Below are 22,246 nucleotides of genomic sequence, written 5' to 3'. Positions count from 1 at the left end.
TGATCGTGGACGCGCTCTCGGTACGGGGACTCAGCCGCAACTTCGGCGACCTGGTCGTGCTCAACGACGTGAGCTTCACGCTCCAGGCGGGCCGGATCGCGGTGGTGCTGGGCCCCAACGGCAGCGGCAAGACCACCCTGCTGCGCTGTGTCGTCGGCGCCGACCGGCCGGACGCCGGCGAGGTACTGGTGCAGGGCCGCCGGGCCGACGAGACCGACCCGCAGGTGCGGGCGCTGGTGGCGGCCGCCCTGGACGACATCGATTTCTTCCCCGACCTGTCCGTGGTCGAGCACCTGGAGCTGGTCGCGTACGCCCACGGGGGTGACGCCGAGCCGGTCGAGGAGGTCCTCGCCGAGCTGGGTCTGGAGCAGGCCCGCGACCAGCTGCCGGTGACCCTGTCCAGTGGGCAGCGCCGCCGGCTGGCGCTGGCGTCGTGTTTCGTACGGCCACGCCGGGTGCTGATCCTGGACGAGCCGGAGCAGCGGCTGGACGTACGCGGGCGGCAGTGGCTCGCCGAGCGGCTGCTTCGGGAACGTGAAGCCGGTACAGCCGTGCTGCTGGCCTCGCACGACCCGGAGCTGATCGACGCGGTGGTCGACGAGCGCATCGAGATCGGCCGGTGACCGCCCCACCGGCCACGATCGCCGACACGCCGAGCGGGGTGCCCACCGCCCGGCAACTGCGTACGCACCTGCGCAAGGCCCGCAGCAGGCACCATGACCACTCGCTCGGCGATGTGCTGGGCGACGCGTACGTCATGGTCCTGTTCGTGGGGATGTACGGCTGGTTCGCGATCAGCGCCAGCCGCGACATGCTTCAGTCGCCCACGGTGGGGCAGGCTGAGCCGGGGGTGCGGTGGTGGTTGGCGGTGGCCGCGCTGCTGGCCGGCGCCGGGCTCGCCTGGCGTGGCCTGCGCGCGCTCGGCCCGCTGCTGGTCACGCCGGCCACGCAGAGCTGGGCGACCAGCGCGCCGGTCGACCGGCGGGCCTGGCTGGCGCCGCGCTTCGCCATCCTGTTGGTGGGCGCCGCCGCCGGCACCGCGCTGCTCGGGGTGGCCGTGGCGGCGCTCGGCGGTGTGAGCGACCCGGCGGCTCTGGGCTGGGCGGCCGCGGCCGGTGCGGGGTGGGGTGCGGCCGCGCTGGCGCTCAGCGTCGTCGCCCAGAGCAGCCGGGCGGGCCGGCGGTGGCCGGCCCTGGCCGGGACGGCGCCGCTGGTGGCGGCAGCCGCCGTCACCGCGCTGGTGGTGCTCGCCGCTCGTTTCGGCGACGGGCTGCCCCGGCCGGCGACGACGCCGACCGTCGCGCTGGTCGCCGTCGCGGTGCCGCTCGCGGTCGTGGGCACGTTCCTCGCGGTACGCGCGCTGCCCCGGGTCGACCGCGCCACGCTGACCACCGGCGCCCAGTTCGCCAACGCCGCCGCCACGGCCACGATCCTGCTGGACCCCAGCCTGCTCACCGGCCTGATGGAGAGCCGGCGCTGGCGCCGGATCGGCCGGGTTCGCAGCCGCCGGTTCCTGCCCGGCCCCGGCTGGTGGGTGCTGTTGCAGGCCGACGTACGCCGGCTGCGCCGCCACCCGAGCGCCGTGCTGATCTGGGCGGCGCTGATCGGGGTCCAGTACGCTGCCGCGCTCGCCCTGCCCGGGTTGGCCGGGGCCATGCAGGTGGTGTTCGCCTACCTCGCCGCCAACCGGCTGACCGGCGGCCTGCGGTCGGTCAGCCGCTCACCCGGGCTGCGCCGGGCGCTCGGCGGAAGCGACGCCCTGCTGCGGGGGATCCACGTGGTGGTGCCGGCGGTCGGCGCGGGCCTGTGGTGGTTGCTGACCCTGCCGACCGTCGACCCGGGGCCGGCCTCGCTGGCACCGATGCTGGCCCTCGGAGTGGTGCTCGCCGCGTTTCGGGCCGGCACCCGCCCGCCGATCAACTACGGCGGCGCGACGGTCAACACGCCGTTCGGGATGATCCCGGTCGATTTGCTGCGTCAGGGTTCACGCGGGCCGGCGCTGCTCGCCGTGCTGGTCCTCGTCCAGCTGTTCCTGGGCTGAGCGACCCCAGCCCGACCGCGCTCAGCCATCCAACCGACGGCGGTCGCGGAGCGCGGCGGCGATCTCGATGACACCTTCCTCGATCTCGGTCGTCGTACGGGCCGCGTAGCCGAGAACGAGGCCCGGTCGGTACGGCCGCTGGCAGTGCCAGGACAGCGGTTGCACCTTCACTCCGCGCGCCAGCGTCGCCGCCGCCAGCTCCGTGTCGACCACGGCGTCGTCCAGCGTGATCATCAGATGCAGACCGGCCGCGGCGCCGTGCACGGTCGCGTCGGGCAGGTGCCGGGCCAGCGCGGCGATCATCGCGTCCCGCCGACGGATGTGCCGGCGGCGCAGCAGCCGCAGATGCCTCTCGAACGCCCCGGAGGTCATCAGCTCCGCCAGCACCAGTTGCGGCAGCACCGCGTTGCCCAGGTCGGCGTTGCGCTTGGCGACCACCACCGCCTCCCGTAGGCGCGACGGCACGAGTAGCCAGCCGACCCGCAGCGCGGGGGCGAGCAGTTTGGAGACGCTGCCGGCGTAGCAGACCTGCTCGGGCAGCAGGCCACGCAGCGCCGGCACCGGGGGACGGTCGTAGCGGTGCTCGGCGTCGTAGTCGTCCTCGATGATCAGGCCGCCGGCCCGCGCCCAGGCGACGAGCTGGCGGCGGCGGTCGCCGTCGAGCACCACGCCGGTCGGGAACTGGTGCGCGGGGGTGAGCATCACGGCGGGCACACCACTGGCGGCCAACTCGTCGACCCGCAGCCCGGCGTCGTCAACGCCGATCGGCGGGGTGTCCATGCGCCAGTTGTTCAGGTGCTGCCGGACGCCGAGGGAACCCGGGTCCTCGACCGCGATCCGGTTGATGCCGGCGGCGCCGAGTGCCTGGGCGAGCAGCCCGAGCGCCTGCGTCACGCCGGCCACGACGATCACCTCGACCGGGTCGACGGTGATGCCGCGATTGCGGGCCAGCCAGGCGGCGACGGCCTGTCGCAGCACGGGCGCACCACACGGGTCGCCGTAGCCGAAGTCGGCCGCGGCGAGGTGGCGCAGCACGGTCCGTTCGGCGCGCAGCCAGTCCGCGCGGGGAAAGGCGGTCAGGTCGGGCACACCGGGCGCCAGGTCGATGGTCGCGCTCGCTGCGCGTACCGCCTCGAAGATGTCGCTGTCCGGTGCCGGCGTGAAGAGCCCGGCCGGGTTCGGCGCGGCGGCCGGGGCGGGTACGGGTGGTGTCGGCGTGCCCGGTGCGGCCACCACCACCGTGCCGGCACGGCCCCGCCCGGCCAGGTGACCCTCCTCGGTCAACCGCTGGTACGCCTCGGTGACCACGCCCCGGGAGACACCGAGGTCGGCGGCGAGCACGCGGGTGGCGGGCAGCCGGTCACCGACCGGCACGCGCCCGTCGACGATGGCCTGACGCAGCCGGCCGGCAAGCCAGTCGGCACGCCCGCCGCGCGGCGCGTCGGCGATGGTCAGGTGCAGAAAGTCGGATCCAGCAGTTATGGACCTCTCGGGTGCCTCCGCTTTGGCTCTGCTCACCGGACCATTCTGGCAGCAGAGTGAGCACGAGACAGCCCCGCCAACTTCCCCGGAGGACGACCATGACCATCCCGTTCCTGGTCACCACGCTGATCGTGGTGGTCACTCCCGGCACCGGGGTGTTCTTCACCCTCGCCGCCGGGCTGTCCCGGGGCGCACGGGCCGGCGTGCTGGCCGCGTTCGCCTGCACGGTGGGCGTGGTGCCGCACCTGCTGGCGGCAATGACCGGGCTCGCCGCGCTGATGTCGACGAGTGCGGCGGCGTTCGAGGTGGTCAGGTATCTCGGGGTCGGGTACCTGCTCTACCTGGGCTGGTCGACGGCACGGGACCGCAGCGCCTTCGCGGCCACCACCGACAGCCCGCCCAAGTCGGCGGTCCGGGTGATCGTGTCCGGGGTGCTCGTCAACCTGCTCAACCCGAAGCCGACGCTGTTCTTCGTGGCGTTCCTACCGCAGTTCGTGGACACCGCCGCCCCGGGCTCGACCCGCGCGATGCTCGCCTGCGGCGGGGTGTTCATGCTGCTCACCTTCGTGATCTTCAGCGGATACGGCATCTTCGCGGCCCGGGTCCGCGACCGGGTGCTGACCCGGCCCCGGGTCACCGACTGGCTGCGCCGCTCCGTCGCCGGCACGTTCGTCGCGCTCGGCGTGACGCTCGCCCTCACCGAACGATAGGAAGTCCGTTCGCGCCGCGTCAGGCGGTGTCGCCGGGGACGAGGTGGCGGTAACCGGGGATCGTCTCGGCGAACCAGCCGGCGACGCTGGCCAGGCCGCGTTCGTTGAGCTGCGCGTCGTGGATCGGGTACGCGGCGGCGGCCCCCACCTCGCGGGCGAACCGGATCGCCTCGCCCAACCGCATCCAGGACCCCTGAGCCGGGACGAGCAGGGTGCGCACCGGCTCGTCGGGCACGTGCAGCGCGTCGCCCGGGTGGTAGAGCCCGTCGCCGATCAGGTAGCCGAGGTTGGGGCAGTCGGGCTGTCCCTCGTGGATCGCGGCATGCCGACCACCGTGGGCGCTGACCTCGATGCCGGCCGCGGTGAACCGCTGCCCCGCGCGGACCCGGGTCACCGGCAGCGGGGCGAGATCCGGCAGTCGGGCGCCCTCCGGGGCGTACACCGGGACGCCGAGGCCGGCGAGCCGCAACACGTCCACGTGATCGGTGTGCTCGTGGGTGACCAGGACGGCGTCCGCGCCGACCAGGGCACTCGGCTCGCTCCACGTCCCCGGGTCGACGACCAGCACCCCGCCGTCGTGCTCGACCCGGACGCACGAGTGGGTGAATCGGGTGATCCGCATCCGGCGACGGTACGCCGGGATCGGTCTGCGGTCCCGAACGGGACGGCGCGCGGCAAAGCGGGCACGTATCCTCCGCATGCCGGTGATCAGTGGGCGGCGGCCGGGTCGGCCGACGGCGGAGGGAGACCGGATGCCCGTGTGGGCTGGTCGGGGTGGCCGGCAACGACGTGCCTTCGTCGTCGGAGGGCCGCTGCTCCTGGTCGCCTGCCTCATGCTGGTGGCCGCCTGGCTCAGCAGCGGCTTCCTCAGCGATCTGCTGCTCAACCTGGGTGCCAGCGTGGTGCTCGCGGCCATCTCGTACGTCATCTTCGACCCGCTGTTCGAGGAGGCCCGCAAGGCGCGGGTGCAGGAGCACCTGAGCTTCGACCAGCAGGCGTTCGTGACGCGGCTGCACCGCTCCGGTCGCCGGGTGCGCATCCTCGACACCTGGACGATCCTGCTGGAGCAACGACACCGCGAGGAGACGCTGACCGCGGTGCGGTCGGCGCTCGCCAACGGCGCCCAGGTGCAGTTGCTCCTGCTCGACCCGGACTGCACCGCCGCCCAGCAGCGCTCCGAGGAGTTGGAGCGGCAGCGGGTGGACGTGCCGCGGCAGATCCGCACCAACCTGCGCCACCTGGCCGCCTTCTCCGACGCCCTCGACTCCCGGCTGCGGCACCGGTTGCAGGTCCGGCTCTACGACGCGTCCCCGTCGATCCAGCTCTACCAGTGGGACGGGCGGGCGCTGATCTCGTTCTTCCCGATCGGGAAGTTGTCGTTCAACGTGCCTCAGCTCGAGGTGGACATGGACAGCCCGTGGGGCGGGTTCGTGCACGCCCGGTTCGAGGAGTTGTGGGAGCACGAGCAGGCCACTCTCAACCTGGAGCGGTACTGGTCGGTCACCGTCACGCTGCGCCACGACAACTCGGACGTGATCGAGGTGCGGGTGCCGTACGTGACGGTGGACGGGCAGCACTACGTCGACTGCCGTGGGTTCCGGGTGACCGGGGGCCCACTGACCGTGCGAGCCGCGCTGCCGCCCCGCGCATCCGGGTCGACCCCGGCGGTGTTCGCCCTGGCCCAGCCGGCTGACGGGGACCGCACACGGGCCGCCGTCGTGGAGCGGCACTTCGACCAGAAGTACGGGCATGGCGACGGGGAGCGGGAGATCTACCGGCTGGTCGCGGCGCCGGGTGATCCCCGTACCCCGGCACCTCGCTCCGCGGCGGCCGGCGACACACACGGACGGTGAACCCCGACCCACCGGGCTGGCTCGACGCGCGGGACAATGGTGGCCACCGCGAGCCGTCGCGTCGAGCGCCAGGAGGGCCACCCGTGTCACCCAGCACCGCACCGCCGCCCGGGTCGGCGCGGCTGCGCGCCGACTGCGAGCGCTGCTTCGGGCTGTGCTGTGTGGTGCCCGCCTTCGCCGCGTCGGCGGACTTCGCCATCGACAAACCGGCCGGGCAGCCCTGCCCCAACCTGCGCCCGGACCACCGCTGCGGCATCCACACCGAGCTGCGGCAACGCGGGTTTCCCGGCTGCACGGTGTTCGACTGTTTCGGCGCCGGTCAGCAGGTCGCCCAGGTCACCTTCGGCGGGCGGGACTGGCGGGACGCACCGGAGACGTTGCCGGCGATGGCCGAGGCGTTCGCCGTGCTGCGGCCGCTGCACGAACTGCTCTGGTATCTCACCGAGGCGGTGGCGCTGCGCCCGCCGGCCGACCTGCTCGGTGAGCTGGAGCGCGCTCGCGCCGACACGGTGACGCTCACCGAGGGTGATCCGGCGCGGCTACGCGCGGTGGACGTCGCCGCGCATCGGGACCGGGTCAACCCGCTGCTGGCCCGGGCCAGCGACGCGGCCCGCCTCCCAGGGGGCGCCGACCACCGGGGCGCCCACCTGCTCGGTGCCGACCTGCGTGGCGTCGACCTGCGCCGGGCCAGCCTGCGCGGGGCGCTGCTGCTCGGTGCCGACCTGCGCGGGGCCGACCTGAGCCTGACCGACGTCACCGGCGCGGACCTGCGCGGGGCCGACCTACGCGGGGCCGACCTGCGGAGCACCCTCTTCCTGCACCAGGCCCAGCTCGACGCGGCCCGGGGTGACGCGCGTACCGGGCTGCCGGCGACGCTCACCCGGCCACCGCACTGGACGGCGCTGCCGCTCACCCCGCTACGCCAGCCGTCACGCTCCAACGCCCCCGCCCGCCGCAGCCGGCGCCGCTGACCGCGAGGTTTCGGCCGTGACGACGCCGGGTAGCCAGCGCCCGACGCGGACCGGCATCGACGGGGGGCACGGCGTGGGCTACCGAAAGCGGGACGGTGAGCTGCCGGGCGACCCGCAGCACAGCGAGGACGAGGCCGGCCAGGTGCCGTTGGTGCAGGTCGAGGCGGACACCGAGGTCCCACCACCGGACGACACCGACGTACGGCCGGACATCGTGACCGAGGACAACAGCTCAGGAATGACCGGCGGTTCGTCCGGCAGCAGTGGCGGCGGATCGAGCATGCCCGGGCATCCGGACGCTACCCGCTGACGCAGGCTCAGCGGCTGGCCGTCGCGGCCGACCGTGCCTCGGTCATGCCCTTGTTGGCGAGCCCGTCGGCCCGCTCGTTCTCCGGATGACCGTTGTGCCCCTTGACCCACAGCCAGGTGACCTCGTGCCGTTCGCAGGCCGCTTCCAGCCGTTGCCACAGGTCGGCGTTCTTCACCGGCTGCTTCGCGGCGGTCCGCCAACCGTTGCGCTTCCAGGACGCCAACCAGCTGGTGATGCCGTTGCGCACGTACGTGCTGTCGGTGTGCAGCTCCACGGTGACCGGCCGGTTGAGGCTCTCCAGCGCCTGGATGGCCGCCATCAGCTCCATCCGGTTGTTGGTGGTGGGCGTGGCCTCGCCGCCGCACAGCTCCCGCTCGTGGTCGCCGTAGCGCAGCAGCGCACCCCAGCCGCCCGGCCCGGGGTTACCACTGCATGCCCCGTCGGTCCAGATCTGCACGCCTCTGCCGGTCGCCGCGTCCACCATGCCCGGCAACCTACCGGGCGGTGACGTCGTACTCCCCGCTCGGGGGCCGCCGCGCCGGAACGGGCGGCAGGTCAGCCGGGTGGTGCGCCACCGCCCGCTGCGGAACCCGTCGCCGGGGTGCCGACCACAGCGGCCGGGATGGCCGGCACGGGCCGGGTGGGGCGCAGCCGGTCGCGGACGCGGTGCGCCGCGTCACCGGCGGTGGCGGCGATCATCGGCAGCAGCCGGGTGGAGTTCATGATCGCGACCTCCTCGGCCGGGGTGGTGACGCCGTCGAGGAAGCGCAGCACCCGCTCGGCCGGGTTGCGGTCGAAGAGCCGGTCGAAGAACTCGGGACCGCCCACCCGTCCCCGGTCCAGCGCCCGCAGGGCCACCGCGTCCATCCAGCGGTGCCGGGCCGGGTACGCCGCCGCAGGCACCGGCGGTCGACCCGCCGCGAGGGCGCGGGCCACCTGGTCGGCCTGGCGGTACATGGCGGAGAAGGTGAAGCCGGTGGAGGGGCGGGTCGCGCCACCGGCCGTACCGAGCCGGACCACGCGGGGCGAGGGCCGGGCCGGGAACGGCGCGTCGGTCATCGGGATCACCCCGTTCTCCACCTCGCGCACCCGCAGCCCGGTTGGGTCCAGCCCGAGCAGGTCCCGGTAGCCGGCCAGCGCCGCGTCGTACCCGGCGTCGCTGAGCAGGCCCGGCGAGAACTCGGTGTACTCGACAAGGGCGTAACTGTCGCTCACCGGTAGCACGTACCCGAAGGAGACGCCCCGGGGCGGCTGCGGGGTACGGAAGTCCATCAGCACCGCCCGCGCCGGGTCGAACACCGGCCGGTCGGCCTCCAGCCACCAGCCGCGGAAGTGCTGCAACCAGGTGGTCCGACCCGCTCGCGCTGGCGGGCGGGGACGGGAGTCCAGCACCCAACCGGCCCGCACGGTGTGCCCGTCCCCGGTGCGCACCAGCACACGGGTGCCGTCGTCGGTCACCATGTCGGCGGGGGCGACGATCCGGGTGGCGTCCAGCCGGCGCTCGGCTTCGGCAGCCCGGTCGTAGACCGGGCCGGAGCGGAGCATGGCGTACCGCAGCGGGGTCAGGTCCAGGACGCGGCGCTGCGCCGGCGTGGCCACCTCGACCTGCTGCCAGCTCGCGCTGAGCAGTGGGTCCAGGTCGGTGTCCGGGTGGCCCCAGAACGCCCAGGTGCGGTCCTGGCCGCGCCGACGCACCGGGTCGACGATGGCGATCCGCAGGTCGCGGACGCCGTGCCGGTCCAGCGCGGCGAGCAGCAACGACGCCGCGCCGCCGCCACCGAGCAGCGCGAGGTCGACGTCGAGCGGCACGGAATCGGTCACCGCACCACGCTGCCACACCGTCGCGGTCGGCCGCGCGCCGCCACCCGACGCGATGCTCAGGGCACCGGGGCGGGTTGCTGCTCGACCGGGGGCTCGTCGGCATAGGCGCGCGCGACCGCCGCGCGGTTGAAGACCCGCCAGGTGGCGGCGGAGACGCCGATCGCCACCACCAACCCGACCCAGTACGGGGCGGTGATGCCGAACTGGGCGGCGAGCAGTCCGCCGAGCAGTGCGCCCACGCAGTTGCCACCCGCTGCCACGAAGAGGTTCGTGCTGGCCACCCGTCCCTGCAACGTCGGCGGAGTGAGTCGTTGGCGCAGTGAGTTCGCCACGATGTTCCACAGTGCGCCGTGCACGCCGAAGGCGAAGAGCGCGACCCCGACCACGATGGTGCTGCGCGATGCGGCCAACGCCAGGTGCAGCCCCGCCTCGATCAGCAGACCGACCCGGATCGTCCAGGTGGGGCTGATCCAGGCGACGAGCCGGTCGCCGAAGAGGGCGCCGAGCACCCCGCCGCAGGCCATGCAGGTGAAGAGTAGCCCGTAACCGACGGACCCGAGTCGTAGCCGCTCCTCGGCGAGCAACACCAGCACCGCCAGCGCGGCGGTGAGGGTCACGTTGAGCAGGCCGATCAGCACGGCCATCGTGCGCAGCAACCGCTGGTGGGCCAGCCAGCGCAGCCCTTCGACGATCTCCCGGCGCATCGAACGGGTCCGCCGTGTGTTCGCGTCGGTGGCGGCGGCCCGGAAGTCGCCGCCGATCAGTGCCACCAGCACCGCGCTGAGGGCGTACGTGACGGCGTTGACCACGAACGGGCTGCCCGCCGAGAGCACGAACAGGAAGCCGCCCAGCGGCCCGGCGAGCATCCCGTTCATGAGGGTGGTGCCGCCGCCGAGCCAGCCGTTGGCGCGCTCCAGACGGTGTCGGGGCACCACCGTCGGCAGCATGGCCTGGCTGGCCGAGCGGAACACGATCTCACCGGTGTTGACCACGAACAGCACCACGTACAGCACCGCCACCCCGGCTGTCCCGGTCATGATCGCCGCAGCCAGTACAGCCAGCGCCACCACCCGCACGAGATCGATGATGATCATCAAGCGGCGTCGGTCCATCCGGTCCACCAGCACCCCGCCGGGCAGGGCGAACAGCAACCACGGCAGCCAGGCCACCGCGGACGCCGTGGCCACCACGAGCGGATCGTCGGTGCGCGACGCGACGAAGAGGGGCGCGGCGACGGTGGCCAGCCCGCTGCCCAGGGCGGAGAGGGTGCTGGCCGCCCACAGCCGCGCGAACCGTGTGCCCAGTCCGGCAACCTTGTCCTGTGTCACGGGCACGGAAACTACCAGCGACCCTCCCGGCCTCCTCCCGAATTTGTCCCTCGGCAGAAGCGACGCGATCGGTTGACATGCAACCATCTGGTTGCCTATCCTGACAGGCAGCCAGACGGTTGCATGTCAAGGAGGAGCCGTGGACGAGGCTTTTCGCGCGCTGGCCGACCCCAAGAGGCGTCAGCTGCTCGACCGGCTCAATGAGCGCAACGGCCAGACCCTGCGGGAGCTCTGTGACGGGCTGGCGACGACCCGACAGGCCGTCAGCAAACACCTGTCGGTGCTGGAGGCGGCCAACCTCGTCACGACCATGCGGCGCGGCCGGGAAAAGCTGCACTTCCTCAACGCCGCTCCGATCAACGCCATCGCCGACCGGTGGCTCAGCCGCTACGACCGCGATCGGGCGGCGGCGCTCGCCGACCTGACCACAGCATTGGAGCGCCAGCCCATGGAGAGCCCCACGTTCGCCTACACCACGTACGTCACCACGACGCCGCAGCGGCTCTGGGCGGCGCTTACCGAGCCAGCCTTCACCCGGCGCTACTGGGGCGGGGTCGCGCTGGTGTCGGACTGGCAGGTCGGGTCACCGGTGCTGTGGCAGGACGCGCCGGGCGCCGAGCCACGTGACCTCGGCCAGCGGGTGCTGGTCGCCGAACCGTACCGTCGTCTCTCCTACAGCTGGCACGGCTTCCAACCCGAGCACGCCGAGCACTTCGGCTGGTCCGCTGACGAGCTGACGGCCCGGCTCGGCGAACGCCGGTCGAAGGTGACCTTCGAGATCGAGCCACACGGCGCTTCGGCCGTCCGGCTGACTGTCATCCACGGAGACTTCTCCGCCGACAGCGAGATGCACCGGGCGATCAGTGGCCAGCTCGGCGGCAGCGGCGGCTGGCCGGAACTGCTGGCCAGCCTCAAGACCCTGGTTGAGACCGGCGAGCCGATGCCCGCGCCGACCCCGGCCGGCTGACCCGCGGGCAGGCTCGGCCGGCCAGGGGGCGCATTCGCGCCGTCGCCGGCAAAACCTCGCCATCGACCCAGCGGTGACAGTGCGACCGGAGAGACATCGATCGGAGCACCGGTGCCGGTCGGGCCGTCCGCGCCTTTGCGCAGCTCTCACCGCCTTCGGGTGGACACGTGACGGCAACGAGGAATTCTCATTTTCACCTGATCGAGGACCCAACCCACCTAGTGTTGGGCACACCGGTGCTAGTCACGGAGTTGGCCACCCGAACGACGTCCCACGCAGTCAGCGGACGAAAAGTGAGGGAAGACGCGTATGAAGGTCTCAACAGCACTCTGCTCGGCGGCGCTCGGCGTGGGCCTCGGCACGCTCCTGCTGCCAGGCGCCGCACTGGCCGACACCACGGTGTCACCGGCCACCACACCGGTCGGTGGGACCGTCGTGCTCACCGCGACGACCTGCAACCCGAAGTCAGGCGACGCCATCTTCCGGGTCACCGGCCCCAACCGCGACCAGAACGTCCGATCCACCACGGCCGCCGCCGGCGGAGGACTGAGCGCCGAACTCTTCACCGCCGGGTTCACCCTGGGTACGTACACGGTGGCGGGCACCTGCGGCGACGGCAGCTCGGCCGGCAGCGCCACGTTCGCCGTCACACCGATCGGCGGCGCACCGGCCGGCTCCGGCGGCGACAGCCGCGACAGCGGGGCCCTGGCCGCTGGTGGCACGCTGCTCGGCACCGCCGTCGCCGGTGCGGTGATCCTGATCCGCCGGCGTCGTCCGGTGTCCACTGTCGCCTGATTGGCGGCCGTTCCATCCCTGAGGACGGGTGCCCGCACCGGTGACACCGGTGCGGGCACCCGGACGAACCCGTACGGAGGTGCCCAGGTGTGGTGGCGGCGGACCCTACCTGCCGTGGTAGCCCTGCTCGGCGTGACCGGGCTGGGGCTGATCACCGTCGGCCTCACCGCCGACCCGGCGCGGCCACCACGACCGCCGGCCCACGCGCCGATGCGCACCCACCCCGCACCGGACCTGGCGCCGCTGCCGCGCGCCGCGCCGGTCCGGGTGCAGATCACCGCCATCGGCGTACGCGCGGAGGTCGTCCCGGTCGGCGCGGACGCGGCCGGGGTGCTGGAGGTGCCACCACTGGATCGGCCCACCCTCGCCGGCTGGTACGAGCACGGGGTCAGCCCTGGCGAGACCGGCAACGCCGTCCTGGTCGGACACGTCGACTCACCGGCCGGCCCGGCGGTCTTCTTCGACCTCGGTCGGCTGCGCGCCGGCCAGCAGATCCAGATCACCCGCGCCGACGCACAGGTCGCCACGTTCACCGTGGACGACGTTCGCGCGTACCCCAAGGAGCACTTTCCCACCACGTTGGTCTACGGCCCGGCGGACGCCGCCGGGCTGCGCCTGATCACCTGCGGCGGCCGGTTCGATGCCGCGACCGGCAACTACGTCGACAACGTCGTCGTCTTCGCCACCCGCACCGCCTGAGCCGGACCGCCCGCCTGTCGGGAGCCGGACCCTGCTCGGCAGAATGCGGTGACACCATCCCCTGCGGGCACCGTGATCGGGGCGGTGCGCCGGACGACGGGGAGGCACGCGGTGGATCAGCGACCGGTACGGGACCGGACCGGTGGAGGCGTACGCGCCCTGGCCCGTCGACTGCTCGGCCGGGTCGAGGGTGACTCCCCCACCCCCCGCCGGTCCAACCCGGACGCCGTGGTCGACTGCGCCGTCTACGTCAACGGTCGCCGCGAGCCCGGCCAACGGCACTACGCCGACGCGTACGCCCGCGCGCGACACGTCCGCGACGCCTTCGTGTGGTTGGGGTTGCACGAACCGGGCCCGGCCGTGCTCGCCGCGGTGGGTCGGACCTTCGGCCTCGACGAGCTGACCGTCGAACAGGCGCTCGCCGACGGGCACCGGCCCACCGTGCAGCGGCACGGACCGGTCACGCTGCTGGTGCTACGCACCGCCGGGTACGTGGAGCACGCCGAGCTGACCGACACCTCCGAGGTGATCGACACCGGGGATGTGATGGTGCTGCTCGGTGACCGGTTCGCCATCACCGTGCGACACGGCGCCGCCGGGGCGCTGCGCAGCGTCCGCGCCGACATCGAACACCGCCCCACGCTGCTGGCCGCCGGACCGTGGGCGGTGGCGTACGCGGTCTGCGCCCGGATGGTCGACTCCTACCTGGAGGTCGCCGGGCACGTGGAGCGGGACCTGGAACGGGTCGAGGAGGCGGTGTTCGCCCGCGACCGCACGGCCGACATCCAGCACATCTACCAGCTCAAGCGGGAGGTGGTGGAGTTCAAGCGTGCGGTCCTGCCGTTGCAGGCGCCCATGCGTACGCTGCTCGAACCCGACGGCCCGCCCCGCGCCCTGCACCGCTGGTTCGTCGACGTGGACGGTCGGCTGAGCAGGGCTGTCGATCGGGTGGCCGCGTACGACGACCTGCTCACCTCGATCGTCCAGTCGCGACTGGCGCAGCTCGCCGTGGAGCAGAACAACGACATGCGCAAGATCGCCGCGTGGGCGGCCATCGCGGCCACCCAGACCGGCATCGCGGGCATCTACGGCATGAACTTCGACCACATGCCCGAGCTGGCCTGGCGCTACGGCTACGCCGGTGCCCTCACCCTGATGGCGGCAGCCGCCCTGTTCCTGTACCGCCTATTCCGCCGCTCCGGCTGGCTCTAATCCCCCGCGCCCTTGCGCGCCCCCACCCCCTCGGCCCGCGCGATCTTGCACCTTGTGTCGCCCTTTTGAACCTTTTGCAGGCTTATACGGCGACCGAAAGTGCAAGATCGCGGGAGTGAGGGGTGGAGGGTGGGAGCGGGGGGTGGGGGTGGGGCAGGATGGTGCGGTGGGTAGGGGTGCGGCACGACGACGGGCGAGCACGGCGACGGGACGGGCGTGCCCGTGCGGCTCCGGCCGGGCGTACGCGGACTGCTGCGCCCCGGTGCACGGCGGCGACGCGGAGGCACCGACGGCCGAGGCGTTGATGCGCTCCCGGTTCAGCGCCTTCGCCCTCGGCGACACCGGCTACCTGCTGCGCAGCTGGCACTCCTCGACCCGCCCCGCCTCCCTCGAACTGGACCCGGGGCAGCGGTGGACCCGACTGGACATCGTCGAGTCCGAGCGGGGCGGCCTGCTCGACACCGCCGGCACGGTAACGTTCCACGCCCATTACCGGAAGGCGGGCCAGCCCGGCACGATGACCGAACACAGCCGGTTCGTTCGCGAGGACGGCCGGTGGGTCTACCTCGACGGCGACCAGCCCTGACGGCTGCGCCGACAGTTGCGCAAGCCTCGGAGCTGAAGGCGTACCGGCGGAGCGGCTCGGCGCGTTGAAGGTAGTGCTCGAGTCGAACGGAGACCACCGATGACAATGGCGTTCATCAACCTGCCGGTGCGCGACCTGACCACCGCCGCCGAGTTCTACCGGGCGCTCGGTTTCACCAGCGACCAGAGCGAATCGGACGGGGGCAGCATGGTGCTCACCATCTCCGACAGCACCCGGCTGGTGCTGCACATCCGCTCGGCCTTCGAGTCGTACACCGGGGTCGCCGCCACGGACACGTCGACCAGCCGGGAGGTCATCGTCGGCCTGTCGGCGCAGAGCCGGGAGCAGGTCGACGAGCTGGTCGACCAGGCGGCGGTCGCCGGTGGGGAGTCACTCGGACCGGGGATCGCCAACGGGCCGATGTACATGCGCGGCTTCCGGGATCTCGACGGCCACCAGTGGTCGTTCCTGCACCTGGCCAGTTGAGCGTGGGGGCCGGCGGCGGCCACCCGGCCGCCGCCGGGCCCCGGTCAGTTCGGGCCGCGCGCGGCAGCCGCGGTGACGTCGGTGGGCACGGCCGAAGGGCGCCGCCGGCTGCTCAGTAACACCAGGGCCACGATGAGGTACGGCCCGGCTGTCACCGCGAACGCCACCGCGTTGCCGGCCGCCGTGGCGACGATGCCATAGCAGGCGTACGTGCCGATGATCAGCAGGTCGGTGGCCATCCCGGCCAGGGACGTGACGGTGGCTCGGCTGGTGCCGGTGATCCGGGCCTGGAGCCGCACGTCGGCCAGCACGGTTGCGAGTTGCGCGGCTCCGAACGCCACCGCGAGCAGCACGAACCCGGACGGGTGCCCGATGAGGGCACCCCCGGCCAGCGCGACGGCGACCAGGCCAAGGAGAGCGGCGTAACCCCGGCTGCCCAGCCGCTCCCCCGCCGGAGCGAGCAGCCCGCCGATGGTCACCCCTGCCCAGAGCAGCAGGAGGAGCAGGGGCACGGCCCGCGCACCGACACCGGTGTCCAGCGCCAGCAGCGGGGTGTACTCGTCCAGGGCGCCCCAGTCGGCGGCGACCACGGCGACCAGCAGCACGGCTGCCCGCACCGGCGGGCGGGTACGGACCTGCGCCACCCCGGCCCGCAGCGTGTCCCACCAACCCAGGTCACCATCGTCGTCCGGGTTGGCTGGTGGGACAGTCTCCGGAAACCGGGCGGCGACCGCCGTGGCAAGCAGACAGGTGAGCACGCTGGCCACCGCAACCGCCGGGTACCCGCCGACGGCGAGCACCGGACCGGCGAGCACTCCGGAGAGCACCACGCCCAGCACACCCGCCGTCCGTGCGCGCCCGAGCACCCGGGCGTACCGGCCGACCGCGCCGAGCCGGTCCAGTTCGGTCCAGACCAACGCCTCCAGTGCGCCGGAGACCAACGCTCCACCGGCGCCCCAGAGCAGGAAGCCGATCGCGAACGCCGGGTACGACGGCACCAGCACCCAGAGCGCGTACCCGGCGGCGGTCACCAGCGGGGCGAGACACAGCAGCAGCCGACGGGACACCACGTCGGCCCACGCGCCGGACGGCACCTCGAACAGGATGCCGGCCGCTGACCAGATGACGAAGAGCGACGAGATCTCGCCCACCGACAGCCCGGTGTCGGCGAAGAACACCACGTACAGCGGGTAGAGCAGGACGAGGTCACTGAGGAACGCGTACCCGTAGAGGGTGGCCGTCAGCCGGCGGACCGCCGGATCGGGCACGCGCGAGGCGATGCGGATCATGGGGCCTTCCCGTGGGAGTGCGAACGGACACCGGATGTGCGGTGCCCGTGGCGGCCCACGGGTTCGGCCTACAGCGCGGGATCAATGTCGCCAGGTCATGCCCGCGATGCTAGACGCGCATCGCCGCCCCAGCCAACGCTTTCGGGCGTGCCGGACAACGTGCAGCGGGGTGGGATCCCCGAAGGGACCCCACCCCGCTGATGTCGCCGCGTGTCAGCGCCGGTTCGGGTCGATCGGCGGGATGACCGTGGTGGTCTCGCTGTCGTCGCTGGTGCGCTGGCCGGGCACCGCGCCGCCGGCACCAGTGCTCACCACCTGGGTCGTGTCGGCGTCGACACCGTCGCGGGTCACCACCTGGGTGGCCTCCGAGTCGGCGGGTCGAGTCACCACCTGGGTGGCGTCCAGGTCGGCCGGTCGAGTCACCACCTGGGTGGCCTCCGAGTCGGCGGGCGCACGCACCACCTGGGTGGCCTCCGGGTCTGCCGGTCGGGTCACCAGCTGGGTGGCCTCCGGATCGGTGGCGACGAACGACGGTCGGGCCGGCTCGGCGTCCGGGCCGGTGGCGGCGGTCGACGGTCGGGCCAGCTCGGCCTCGGCGTCACGGCGGCCGGCCCGGTAGGCGCGGGCGTGCGAGGCGATCAGCTGCGACTCCTGCTCGGCGCGGGTCAGCCACCCCTCCCAACGGCTCTGCATGGGGCGGATCAGGCCACCGCCCACCCCGACGACGAGGATCCCGCCGACGGTTGCCAGCACGGCGATCAGCACGGGAGTGGTGACCGCGGTGGCCACGCCGATCTGGTTCAGCGCGGCGATGACGCCGAGGCCGAGGATGAACACCGAGGCGATGTTGGCCAGCACCCGGCCGTACGACAGGCCGCCGAGGGCGCCGCTGATGATGTCCTTGACCGCGCTGGCGATGGCGGCGGCGACCACGACGATGACGATCGCGACGAAGGCACGGGGCAGCCACGAGATCACCGCGCCGAGCAGGTCGGAGATCGGGTTCGGCCCCCAGATACCGAAGGCGAGCTGGAGGGTGAACAGCAGCACCCCGTAGTAGACGAGCTTCGCGACGATGTCGCTGGCGTCGTACCGGGAGCGGCTCAACGCCCGACGGACGCCGCCGCGCTCGACGGCGCGGTCGAAGCCCACCCGTTCGAGGACCTTCTCCACGATCTTCAGCACGGCCTTGGCGATCAGCCATCCGGCCACCAGGATCGCCAGGAAGGCGACGGCCTTGGGCAGGAAGAGCATCACCGAGCGGAGGGCGTCGCCCACCGCGTCGCTGACGTTGTCACTCATATGGTCATTCCTTCACGCGCAGCCGGGACGGTCTGCCCCGACCTACCCCCGACGCGAGGCGCGGAAACGCCGCCCAGGCGGGGCTGTCCCCGTGCTCACCTGATGGTGAGCACGCATCACGCGTGTGTGGAGTGCCCCGAGCCCACCCTCGCCGTCGTGGATCTGTACGTGGTGATGTGTTGTGCGTGCTGCCGTGTTACCTGTCCTCGGTGCTGGGCTGCGTAGTAATGGGGAGTCGAACCCCGCGCTGCCCACCGCGCGCCAGAGGGTGTCGGGATTGCAGCCCGACCCGGTGCGTACACGCCTCCACAACGGCTACCTGCTCCACATTTTTCCTGCGTCGGTCAGTCCAGCAGGTCCATCTCCCAGTTCGCGCGCTGAATCTGCACCTCAAGCTTTCGCAGTTCCCCGGCCAGGGTGTCGGCGCGTCCCCGAAGCTCCGCGACCGGCAGCGCGGCGAGCATCTTCAGTTCGGAGCGGAGTTGCCGGGCCACGTGGCCGCGCCCACTGCCGGCGGCCGCGTCGGCGGCGGCCGTGATGGCGGCGTGCCGCAGGCGCAGGACGTCCCGCCGAGCCAACGCGTCGGTGAGCGTACCGAGGTCGTCGACCGGCACCGCGGCGTTGGTCCGGTTGATCCGCCGAATCAACGTCTCCAGGTCGTCGAGCACCTGGTCCAGCTCGGTCAACAGCGCTGCGGCGTCCTCCGGAGGCAGCTCGCCCTCCTGGTAACGGGCACTGCCGTTGATCCGGGTCCGCAACTGCTCGACCCGTCGTACCGCCTCGGCGCGGTCTGCCAGCGCCTCACCAAGCTTCATCGTCCACCCCCGAGTGAACGGCCAGGTTAGCGGATCTTCGATCTCCTGACCCACCGGTTATGCCGCCACCGACTTCGGTGGGACGGGGTCTAGCGCGCGGGCGAGATTTGGCAATATTCTCCGGTGTGCGTGCGGCCACTGGAGCTACTTTTCATCCCCCCGCCACCGGCCGCAGGAGGAGATGTCATGCACGTCGACCATTCCGAAGTGGATCGCCGGACGCTGCTGCGGGCCGGTCTCGGCGCCGCCACGGTCGCCGTCGTCGGGAGCGAACTCGCCTTCCCGAGCACAGCCCAGGCCGCTCCGGGCACCGACCTGGACTGGATCATCAGCTGTGCCGAGTGGGATGCCCGCCCGCCGAAGGACCCGCTGTCGGTCAGCGCCATCGCCACCAACAAGATCATCGTGCATCACATGGCGTTCCCGAACGTCACCGACTACTCCCGCGAGCAGGCGGTCAGGCTGGCCCACGACTGCCAGGACCTGCACATCGACGGCAATGGCTGGTCGGACACCGGCCAGCACTTCACGGTGAGCCGCGGCGGCTACGTGTTGGAGGGCCGCCGGGGCAGCCTGAAGCGCCTCGAAGCCGGCGACCGACAGATGATCTCGGCGCACTGCCCGGGCGAGAACGGCCGGGCCATCGGCATCGAGAACGAGGGCACCTACGTCACCGAGACGCCACCGAAGGCACTGACCGACTCGCTGGTCGAGCTCTGCGTCGCCATCTGCCGGCAGTACGGGCTGCACGCGCACGACATCTTCGGCCACTGGGACTTCCGCACCACCCAGTGCCCGGGCGCCGCCTTCTACCGGCAGTTCCCCGAGCTGCGCCGACGGGTCCACGCCGCCCTCGGCACCAAGCTGGGTGACGTGCCGGCGCGCCGCTGGCCGGACCTGTGGCGCTTCGTCAACTCCCCCTCGGTCCGGGTGGTGCAGCACCTGCTCGTGCATCGGGGCTACGCGGTGACGGTCAGTGGCACGTTCGACGCCGCGACCGTGGCGGCCGTGCAGGACTGGCAGGCCCGCAACGGCATCCCGGTGGACGTGGACGCCACCCTCACCACGCCGACCTGGGAGACGCTGGTACCGGAACTGAACCAGCACGCCACCGGCACGCCGGTCACGGCGGTCCAGGAGATCCTCGCGACCAAGGGGTACGCGGTCACCGTCACCGGGGCGTACGACAACGCCACCCGGGCGGCCGTGCAGGATCTGCAGGCGCTGCACGGCCTGCCCCGCAACGGCAAGCTCAGCACGAGCACGTGGTGCGCGGTCGTCGGCGGGTCGGTCCGCCAGTCGTTCCGGCACCGCTGACCGACGACGGCGAGGGCGGCGGGGCAGGGGCGTACCCGCACCGCCGCCCTGGCGCACGACCCTGGGCGCGCCTCGTTGTCCACCCTCCATCGGGCTGCGACGATGACCGCTGACCAGGACCAAGGAGGGTGCTGTGCAGTCGCGACTCAACCCGTACCTCAACTTTCCCGGCACGGCGCGCGAGGCGTTGGAGTTCTACCACCGCGTGTTCGGTGGCGAGCTGACGGTGAACACGTTCGGCGATTTCGGTAACCCGGACCCGGGGCTCGCAAACCAGATCATGCACGGGCAGCTCGAGTCGCCGAGCGGCTTCACGCTGATGGCCTCGGACCTCCCGCCCGGGATGGCCTACCAACCCGGCACCACCATCACGATCAGTCTCAGCGGCGACGACCACGACGAGTTGACCGGCTACTGGAAGCAGCTCTCCGAGAGCGGCTCGGTGACGATCCCCTTGGAGAAGCAGATGTGGGGCGCGGAGTTCGGCCAGTGCGTCGACGCGTACGGCATCAGTTGGCTGGTCAACATCTCCCCGCCCGAGGCCTGACCAGCACGTCGGCGCGCCCGGGCCGGTTTGGCCGACGGCCTGGGCGGAAAGATTGCCGGGCATGAAATGGGCCCGTCGAGCCGTACCCGCTGTCACCGCCGCCGTCGCGGCGCTCGCCGCGCGTGATCTGATCCAGCGCGACCACGCGTTGCTGCGCAACTTCCCGGTGCTCGGCCGCGCCCGATACCTGTTGGAGGCGATCGGGCCGGAGCTTCGGCAGTACATCGTCGCCGGCAACAACGAGGAGCGGCCGTTCACCCGCGACCAGCGCCGCTGGGTGTACGCGTCGGCGAAGCAGGAGAACAACTACTTCGGCTTCGGCACGGACAACGACATCGAGTACACCGCCGGTTATCCGATCATCAAGCACCGCACGTTCGGCCGGGCCGTGCCGCCGTCGTCGCCGACCGCGGGGCACGACGTGCGGTTGCCCTGCGCGAAGGTGCTCGGCGCGGCCCGGGGGCGGGCTCGAGCGTTCCGACCGGAATCGGTGGTCAACATCTCCGGGATGAGCTTCGGCTCGCTCTCCGGCAACGCCATCACCGCGCTGAACAAGGGGGCGGCGCTCGCCGGCTGCCTACAGAACACCGGCGAGGGCGGGCTGTCGCCATACCATCGCAACGGTGGTGAGCTGGTCTTTCAGCTGGGTACGGCGTACTTCGGCTGCCGCGACGAGCACGGCCGGTTCAGCCTGGACCGGCTGAAGGACCTGGTCGCCGGCGCACCAGTGAAGGCGTTGGAGATCAAGCTGAGCCAGGGTGCCAAGCCCAGCCTCGGTGGGCTGCTGCCCGGGGCGAAGGTGTCCGCCGAGATCGCCGCCACCCGGGGCATCCCGGCCGGACAGGACTGCGTCAGCCCGTCCCGACACGCCGAGTTCTCCGACTGCGACAGTTTGCTCGACTGGGTGGAACTGCTGGCCGCCGAGACGGGTCTGCCGGTCGGCATCAAGTCGGCGGTCGGCGACCTGGGCTTCTGGCACGAGCTGGCCACCCTGATGCGCGACACCGGCCGAGGCGTCGACTTCGTGACGATCGACGGCGGCGAGGGCGGCACCGGCGCCGCACCGCTGATCTTCACCGACTCCGTCTCGCTCCCGTTCCAGCAGGGCTTCTCCCGGGTGTACAAGGTCTTCGCCGAGCACGACCTGCACGAAAAGGTGGTCTTCGTCGGCGGCGGCAAACTCGGCCTGCCGGACAACGCGATCGTGGCCTTCGCGCTCGGCTGCGACCTGGTCAACGTCGGTCGCGAGGCGATGCTGTCGATCGGCTGCATCCAGGCGCAGAAATGCCACACCGACACCTGCCCCACCGGCGTCGCCACGCAGAACGCGTGGCTCACCCGGGGCCTGGACCCGGCGTCGAAATCGGTCCGGGCCGCCAACTACCTGGGGACGCTGCGCCGCGACCTGACCAAGGTCGCCGAGGCCTGCGGCGTGGAGCATCCCGGTCTGATCGGCACGGACGCCGTGGAGATCCTGGACGGCCGCACCGGCTCCACCCCACTGCACGAGGTGTACGGCTACCGGCCGGAATGGGGGCTACCCTCGGCGGCCGACCAGGCGGAGATCGTTCGGCTGATGGCACCGGAGGCACCGCGGGGCGGCAGTGCCCCACCATCGGCCACGGCCGTCGGATGAGGCGCGGCGGGCTCGGCCTGGCTGCGTCATCGGCGTTCGACCCGATAAACGCCTGGAGCCCACGACAGGGCACACCTTA

The 22,246-nt window shown here is 72.3% G+C and carries 23 protein-coding genes; 15 read left to right on the top strand and 8 right to left on the bottom strand.

What is annotated here, in order from left to right; translation table 11 throughout:
- Window positions 1-5: 5 nt before the first annotated feature.
- Window positions 6-623, top strand: a complete 618-nt coding sequence (locus PCA76_RS14755) for an ABC transporter ATP-binding protein (RefSeq protein WP_272618608.1) — start codon at window positions 6-8, stop codon at window positions 621-623.
- Complete coding sequence (locus tag PCA76_RS14750) at window positions 620-2,041, top strand: DUF6297 family protein (protein WP_272618607.1); 1,422 nt, start codon at window positions 620-622, stop codon at window positions 2,039-2,041. Before PCA76_RS14755 ends, PCA76_RS14750 begins: the two co-directional genes overlap by 4 nt.
- A 21-nt stretch (window positions 2,042-2,062) precedes the next feature.
- Here the strand turns inward: PCA76_RS14750 and pdxR are convergent, their stop codons facing one another.
- A complete protein-coding gene (gene pdxR, locus PCA76_RS14745) occupies window positions 2,063-3,559 on the bottom strand; it encodes a MocR-like pyridoxine biosynthesis transcription factor PdxR (protein ID WP_272618605.1) in 1,497 nt (498 codons plus the stop codon).
- A gap of 62 nt (window positions 3,560-3,621) precedes the next feature.
- On the opposite strand from pdxR, the gene PCA76_RS14740 reads away from it, so the two are divergent.
- Window positions 3,622-4,233: a LysE family translocator gene (locus tag PCA76_RS14740; RefSeq protein ID WP_272618603.1), complete on the top strand. Its 612-nt coding sequence runs from the start codon at window positions 3,622-3,624 to the stop codon at window positions 4,231-4,233.
- Between the two features lie 19 nt (window positions 4,234-4,252).
- Here PCA76_RS14740 and PCA76_RS14735 read toward each other — a convergent pair whose 3' ends face one another.
- Window positions 4,253-4,855, bottom strand: coding sequence for an MBL fold metallo-hydrolase (locus PCA76_RS14735; RefSeq protein ID WP_272618601.1), 603 nt, complete (start codon window positions 4,853-4,855; stop codon window positions 4,253-4,255).
- Between the two features lie 130 nt (window positions 4,856-4,985).
- Here PCA76_RS14735 and PCA76_RS14730 point away from each other — a divergent pair, with 130 nt between their 5' ends.
- From PCA76_RS14730 to PCA76_RS14720, 3 genes are all read left to right on the top strand, one after another.
- Window positions 4,986-6,086, top strand: a complete 1,101-nt coding sequence (locus PCA76_RS14730; protein WP_272618600.1) for a DUF5919 domain-containing protein — start codon at window positions 4,986-4,988, stop codon at window positions 6,084-6,086.
- A gap of 83 nt (window positions 6,087-6,169) precedes the next feature.
- Complete coding sequence (locus tag PCA76_RS14725) at window positions 6,170-7,057, top strand: pentapeptide repeat-containing protein (RefSeq protein WP_272618598.1); 888 nt, start codon at window positions 6,170-6,172, stop codon at window positions 7,055-7,057.
- Between the two features lie 16 nt (window positions 7,058-7,073).
- Entirely contained in the window at window positions 7,074-7,367 is a 294-nt protein-coding gene (locus PCA76_RS14720; protein WP_272618596.1) for a preprotein translocase YidC, read from the top strand.
- 7 nt (window positions 7,368-7,374) lie between these two features.
- Here the strand turns inward: PCA76_RS14720 and rnhA are convergent, their stop codons facing one another.
- The 3 genes from rnhA to PCA76_RS14705 all read right to left on the bottom strand — a co-directional run bounded on the left by rnhA (window position 7,375) and on the right by PCA76_RS14705 (window position 10,516).
- Window positions 7,375-7,851 (bottom strand): ribonuclease HI, encoded by a 477-nt coding sequence (gene rnhA, locus PCA76_RS14715; RefSeq protein ID WP_272618594.1) that lies wholly within the window; start codon window positions 7,849-7,851, stop codon window positions 7,375-7,377.
- 71 nt (window positions 7,852-7,922) lie between these two features.
- On the bottom strand, window positions 7,923-9,206 hold the full coding sequence (locus PCA76_RS14710; RefSeq protein WP_272618592.1) for a lycopene cyclase family protein: 1,284 nt from the start codon (window positions 9,204-9,206) through the stop codon (window positions 7,923-7,925).
- A gap of 38 nt (window positions 9,207-9,244) precedes the next feature.
- Window positions 9,245-10,516: an MFS transporter gene (locus PCA76_RS14705; protein ID WP_272618590.1), complete on the bottom strand. Its 1,272-nt coding sequence runs from the start codon at window positions 10,514-10,516 to the stop codon at window positions 9,245-9,247.
- A 139-nt stretch (window positions 10,517-10,655) separates the two neighbouring features.
- On the opposite strand from PCA76_RS14705, the gene PCA76_RS14700 reads away from it, so the two are divergent.
- From PCA76_RS14700 to PCA76_RS14675, 6 genes are all read left to right on the top strand, one after another.
- The gene (locus PCA76_RS14700) at window positions 10,656-11,483 is read left to right on the top strand and encodes an ArsR/SmtB family transcription factor (protein WP_272618588.1); all 828 of its coding nucleotides are present in this window, start codon (window positions 10,656-10,658) and stop codon (window positions 11,481-11,483) included.
- Window positions 11,484-11,792: 309 nt separating this feature from the next.
- On the top strand, window positions 11,793-12,278 hold the full coding sequence (locus PCA76_RS14695; protein ID WP_272618586.1) for a hypothetical protein: 486 nt from the start codon (window positions 11,793-11,795) through the stop codon (window positions 12,276-12,278).
- A 114-nt stretch (window positions 12,279-12,392) separates the two neighbouring features.
- Entirely contained in the window at window positions 12,393-12,977 is a 585-nt protein-coding gene (locus PCA76_RS14690) for a class F sortase (RefSeq protein WP_272618584.1), read from the top strand.
- A gap of 111 nt (window positions 12,978-13,088) precedes the next feature.
- Complete coding sequence (locus PCA76_RS14685; protein ID WP_272618582.1) at window positions 13,089-14,189, top strand: magnesium and cobalt transport protein CorA; 1,101 nt, start codon at window positions 13,089-13,091, stop codon at window positions 14,187-14,189.
- A gap of 166 nt (window positions 14,190-14,355) precedes the next feature.
- Window positions 14,356-14,775, top strand: a complete 420-nt coding sequence (locus PCA76_RS14680) for a YchJ family protein (RefSeq protein ID WP_272618580.1) — start codon at window positions 14,356-14,358, stop codon at window positions 14,773-14,775.
- A 99-nt stretch (window positions 14,776-14,874) separates the two neighbouring features.
- Entirely contained in the window at window positions 14,875-15,261 is a 387-nt protein-coding gene (locus PCA76_RS14675) for a VOC family protein (protein ID WP_272618578.1), read from the top strand.
- A gap of 44 nt (window positions 15,262-15,305) precedes the next feature.
- Here the strand turns inward: PCA76_RS14675 and PCA76_RS14670 are convergent, their stop codons facing one another.
- From PCA76_RS14670 to PCA76_RS14660, 3 genes are all read right to left on the bottom strand, one after another.
- Window positions 15,306-16,550, bottom strand: coding sequence for an MFS transporter (locus tag PCA76_RS14670; protein ID WP_272618576.1), 1,245 nt, complete (start codon window positions 16,548-16,550; stop codon window positions 15,306-15,308).
- A 213-nt stretch (window positions 16,551-16,763) separates the two neighbouring features.
- Window positions 16,764-17,852 carry a mechanosensitive ion channel family protein gene (locus PCA76_RS14665; RefSeq protein WP_272618574.1) on the bottom strand — a complete coding sequence of 363 codons (1,089 nt, stop codon included), beginning with the start codon at window positions 17,850-17,852 and terminating at the stop codon, window positions 16,764-16,766.
- Window positions 17,853-18,196: 344 nt separating this feature from the next.
- Window positions 18,197-18,667, bottom strand: coding sequence for a DIP1984 family protein (locus tag PCA76_RS14660; RefSeq protein ID WP_272618572.1), 471 nt, complete (start codon window positions 18,665-18,667; stop codon window positions 18,197-18,199).
- A gap of 186 nt (window positions 18,668-18,853) precedes the next feature.
- Here PCA76_RS14660 and PCA76_RS14655 point away from each other — a divergent pair, with 186 nt between their 5' ends.
- The 3 genes from PCA76_RS14655 to PCA76_RS14645 all read left to right on the top strand — a co-directional run bounded on the left by PCA76_RS14655 (window position 18,854) and on the right by PCA76_RS14645 (window position 22,167).
- The gene (locus tag PCA76_RS14655; RefSeq protein WP_272618570.1) at window positions 18,854-19,984 is read left to right on the top strand and encodes a peptidoglycan recognition protein family protein; all 1,131 of its coding nucleotides are present in this window, start codon (window positions 18,854-18,856) and stop codon (window positions 19,982-19,984) included.
- A gap of 133 nt (window positions 19,985-20,117) precedes the next feature.
- Window positions 20,118-20,531: a VOC family protein gene (locus PCA76_RS14650; protein WP_272618568.1), complete on the top strand. Its 414-nt coding sequence runs from the start codon at window positions 20,118-20,120 to the stop codon at window positions 20,529-20,531.
- Between the two features lie 61 nt (window positions 20,532-20,592).
- Window positions 20,593-22,167 (top strand): FMN-binding glutamate synthase family protein, encoded by a 1,575-nt coding sequence (locus PCA76_RS14645; protein WP_272618566.1) that lies wholly within the window; start codon window positions 20,593-20,595, stop codon window positions 22,165-22,167.
- The last annotated feature ends 79 nt before the right edge of the window (window positions 22,168-22,246 follow it).

Origin of the sequence: Micromonospora sp. LH3U1 (assembly GCF_028475105.1) — a bacterium.
Classification (GTDB): domain Bacteria; phylum Actinomycetota; class Actinomycetes; order Mycobacteriales; family Micromonosporaceae; genus Micromonospora.
This window is presented reverse-complemented; position numbering and strand designations above follow the sequence as displayed.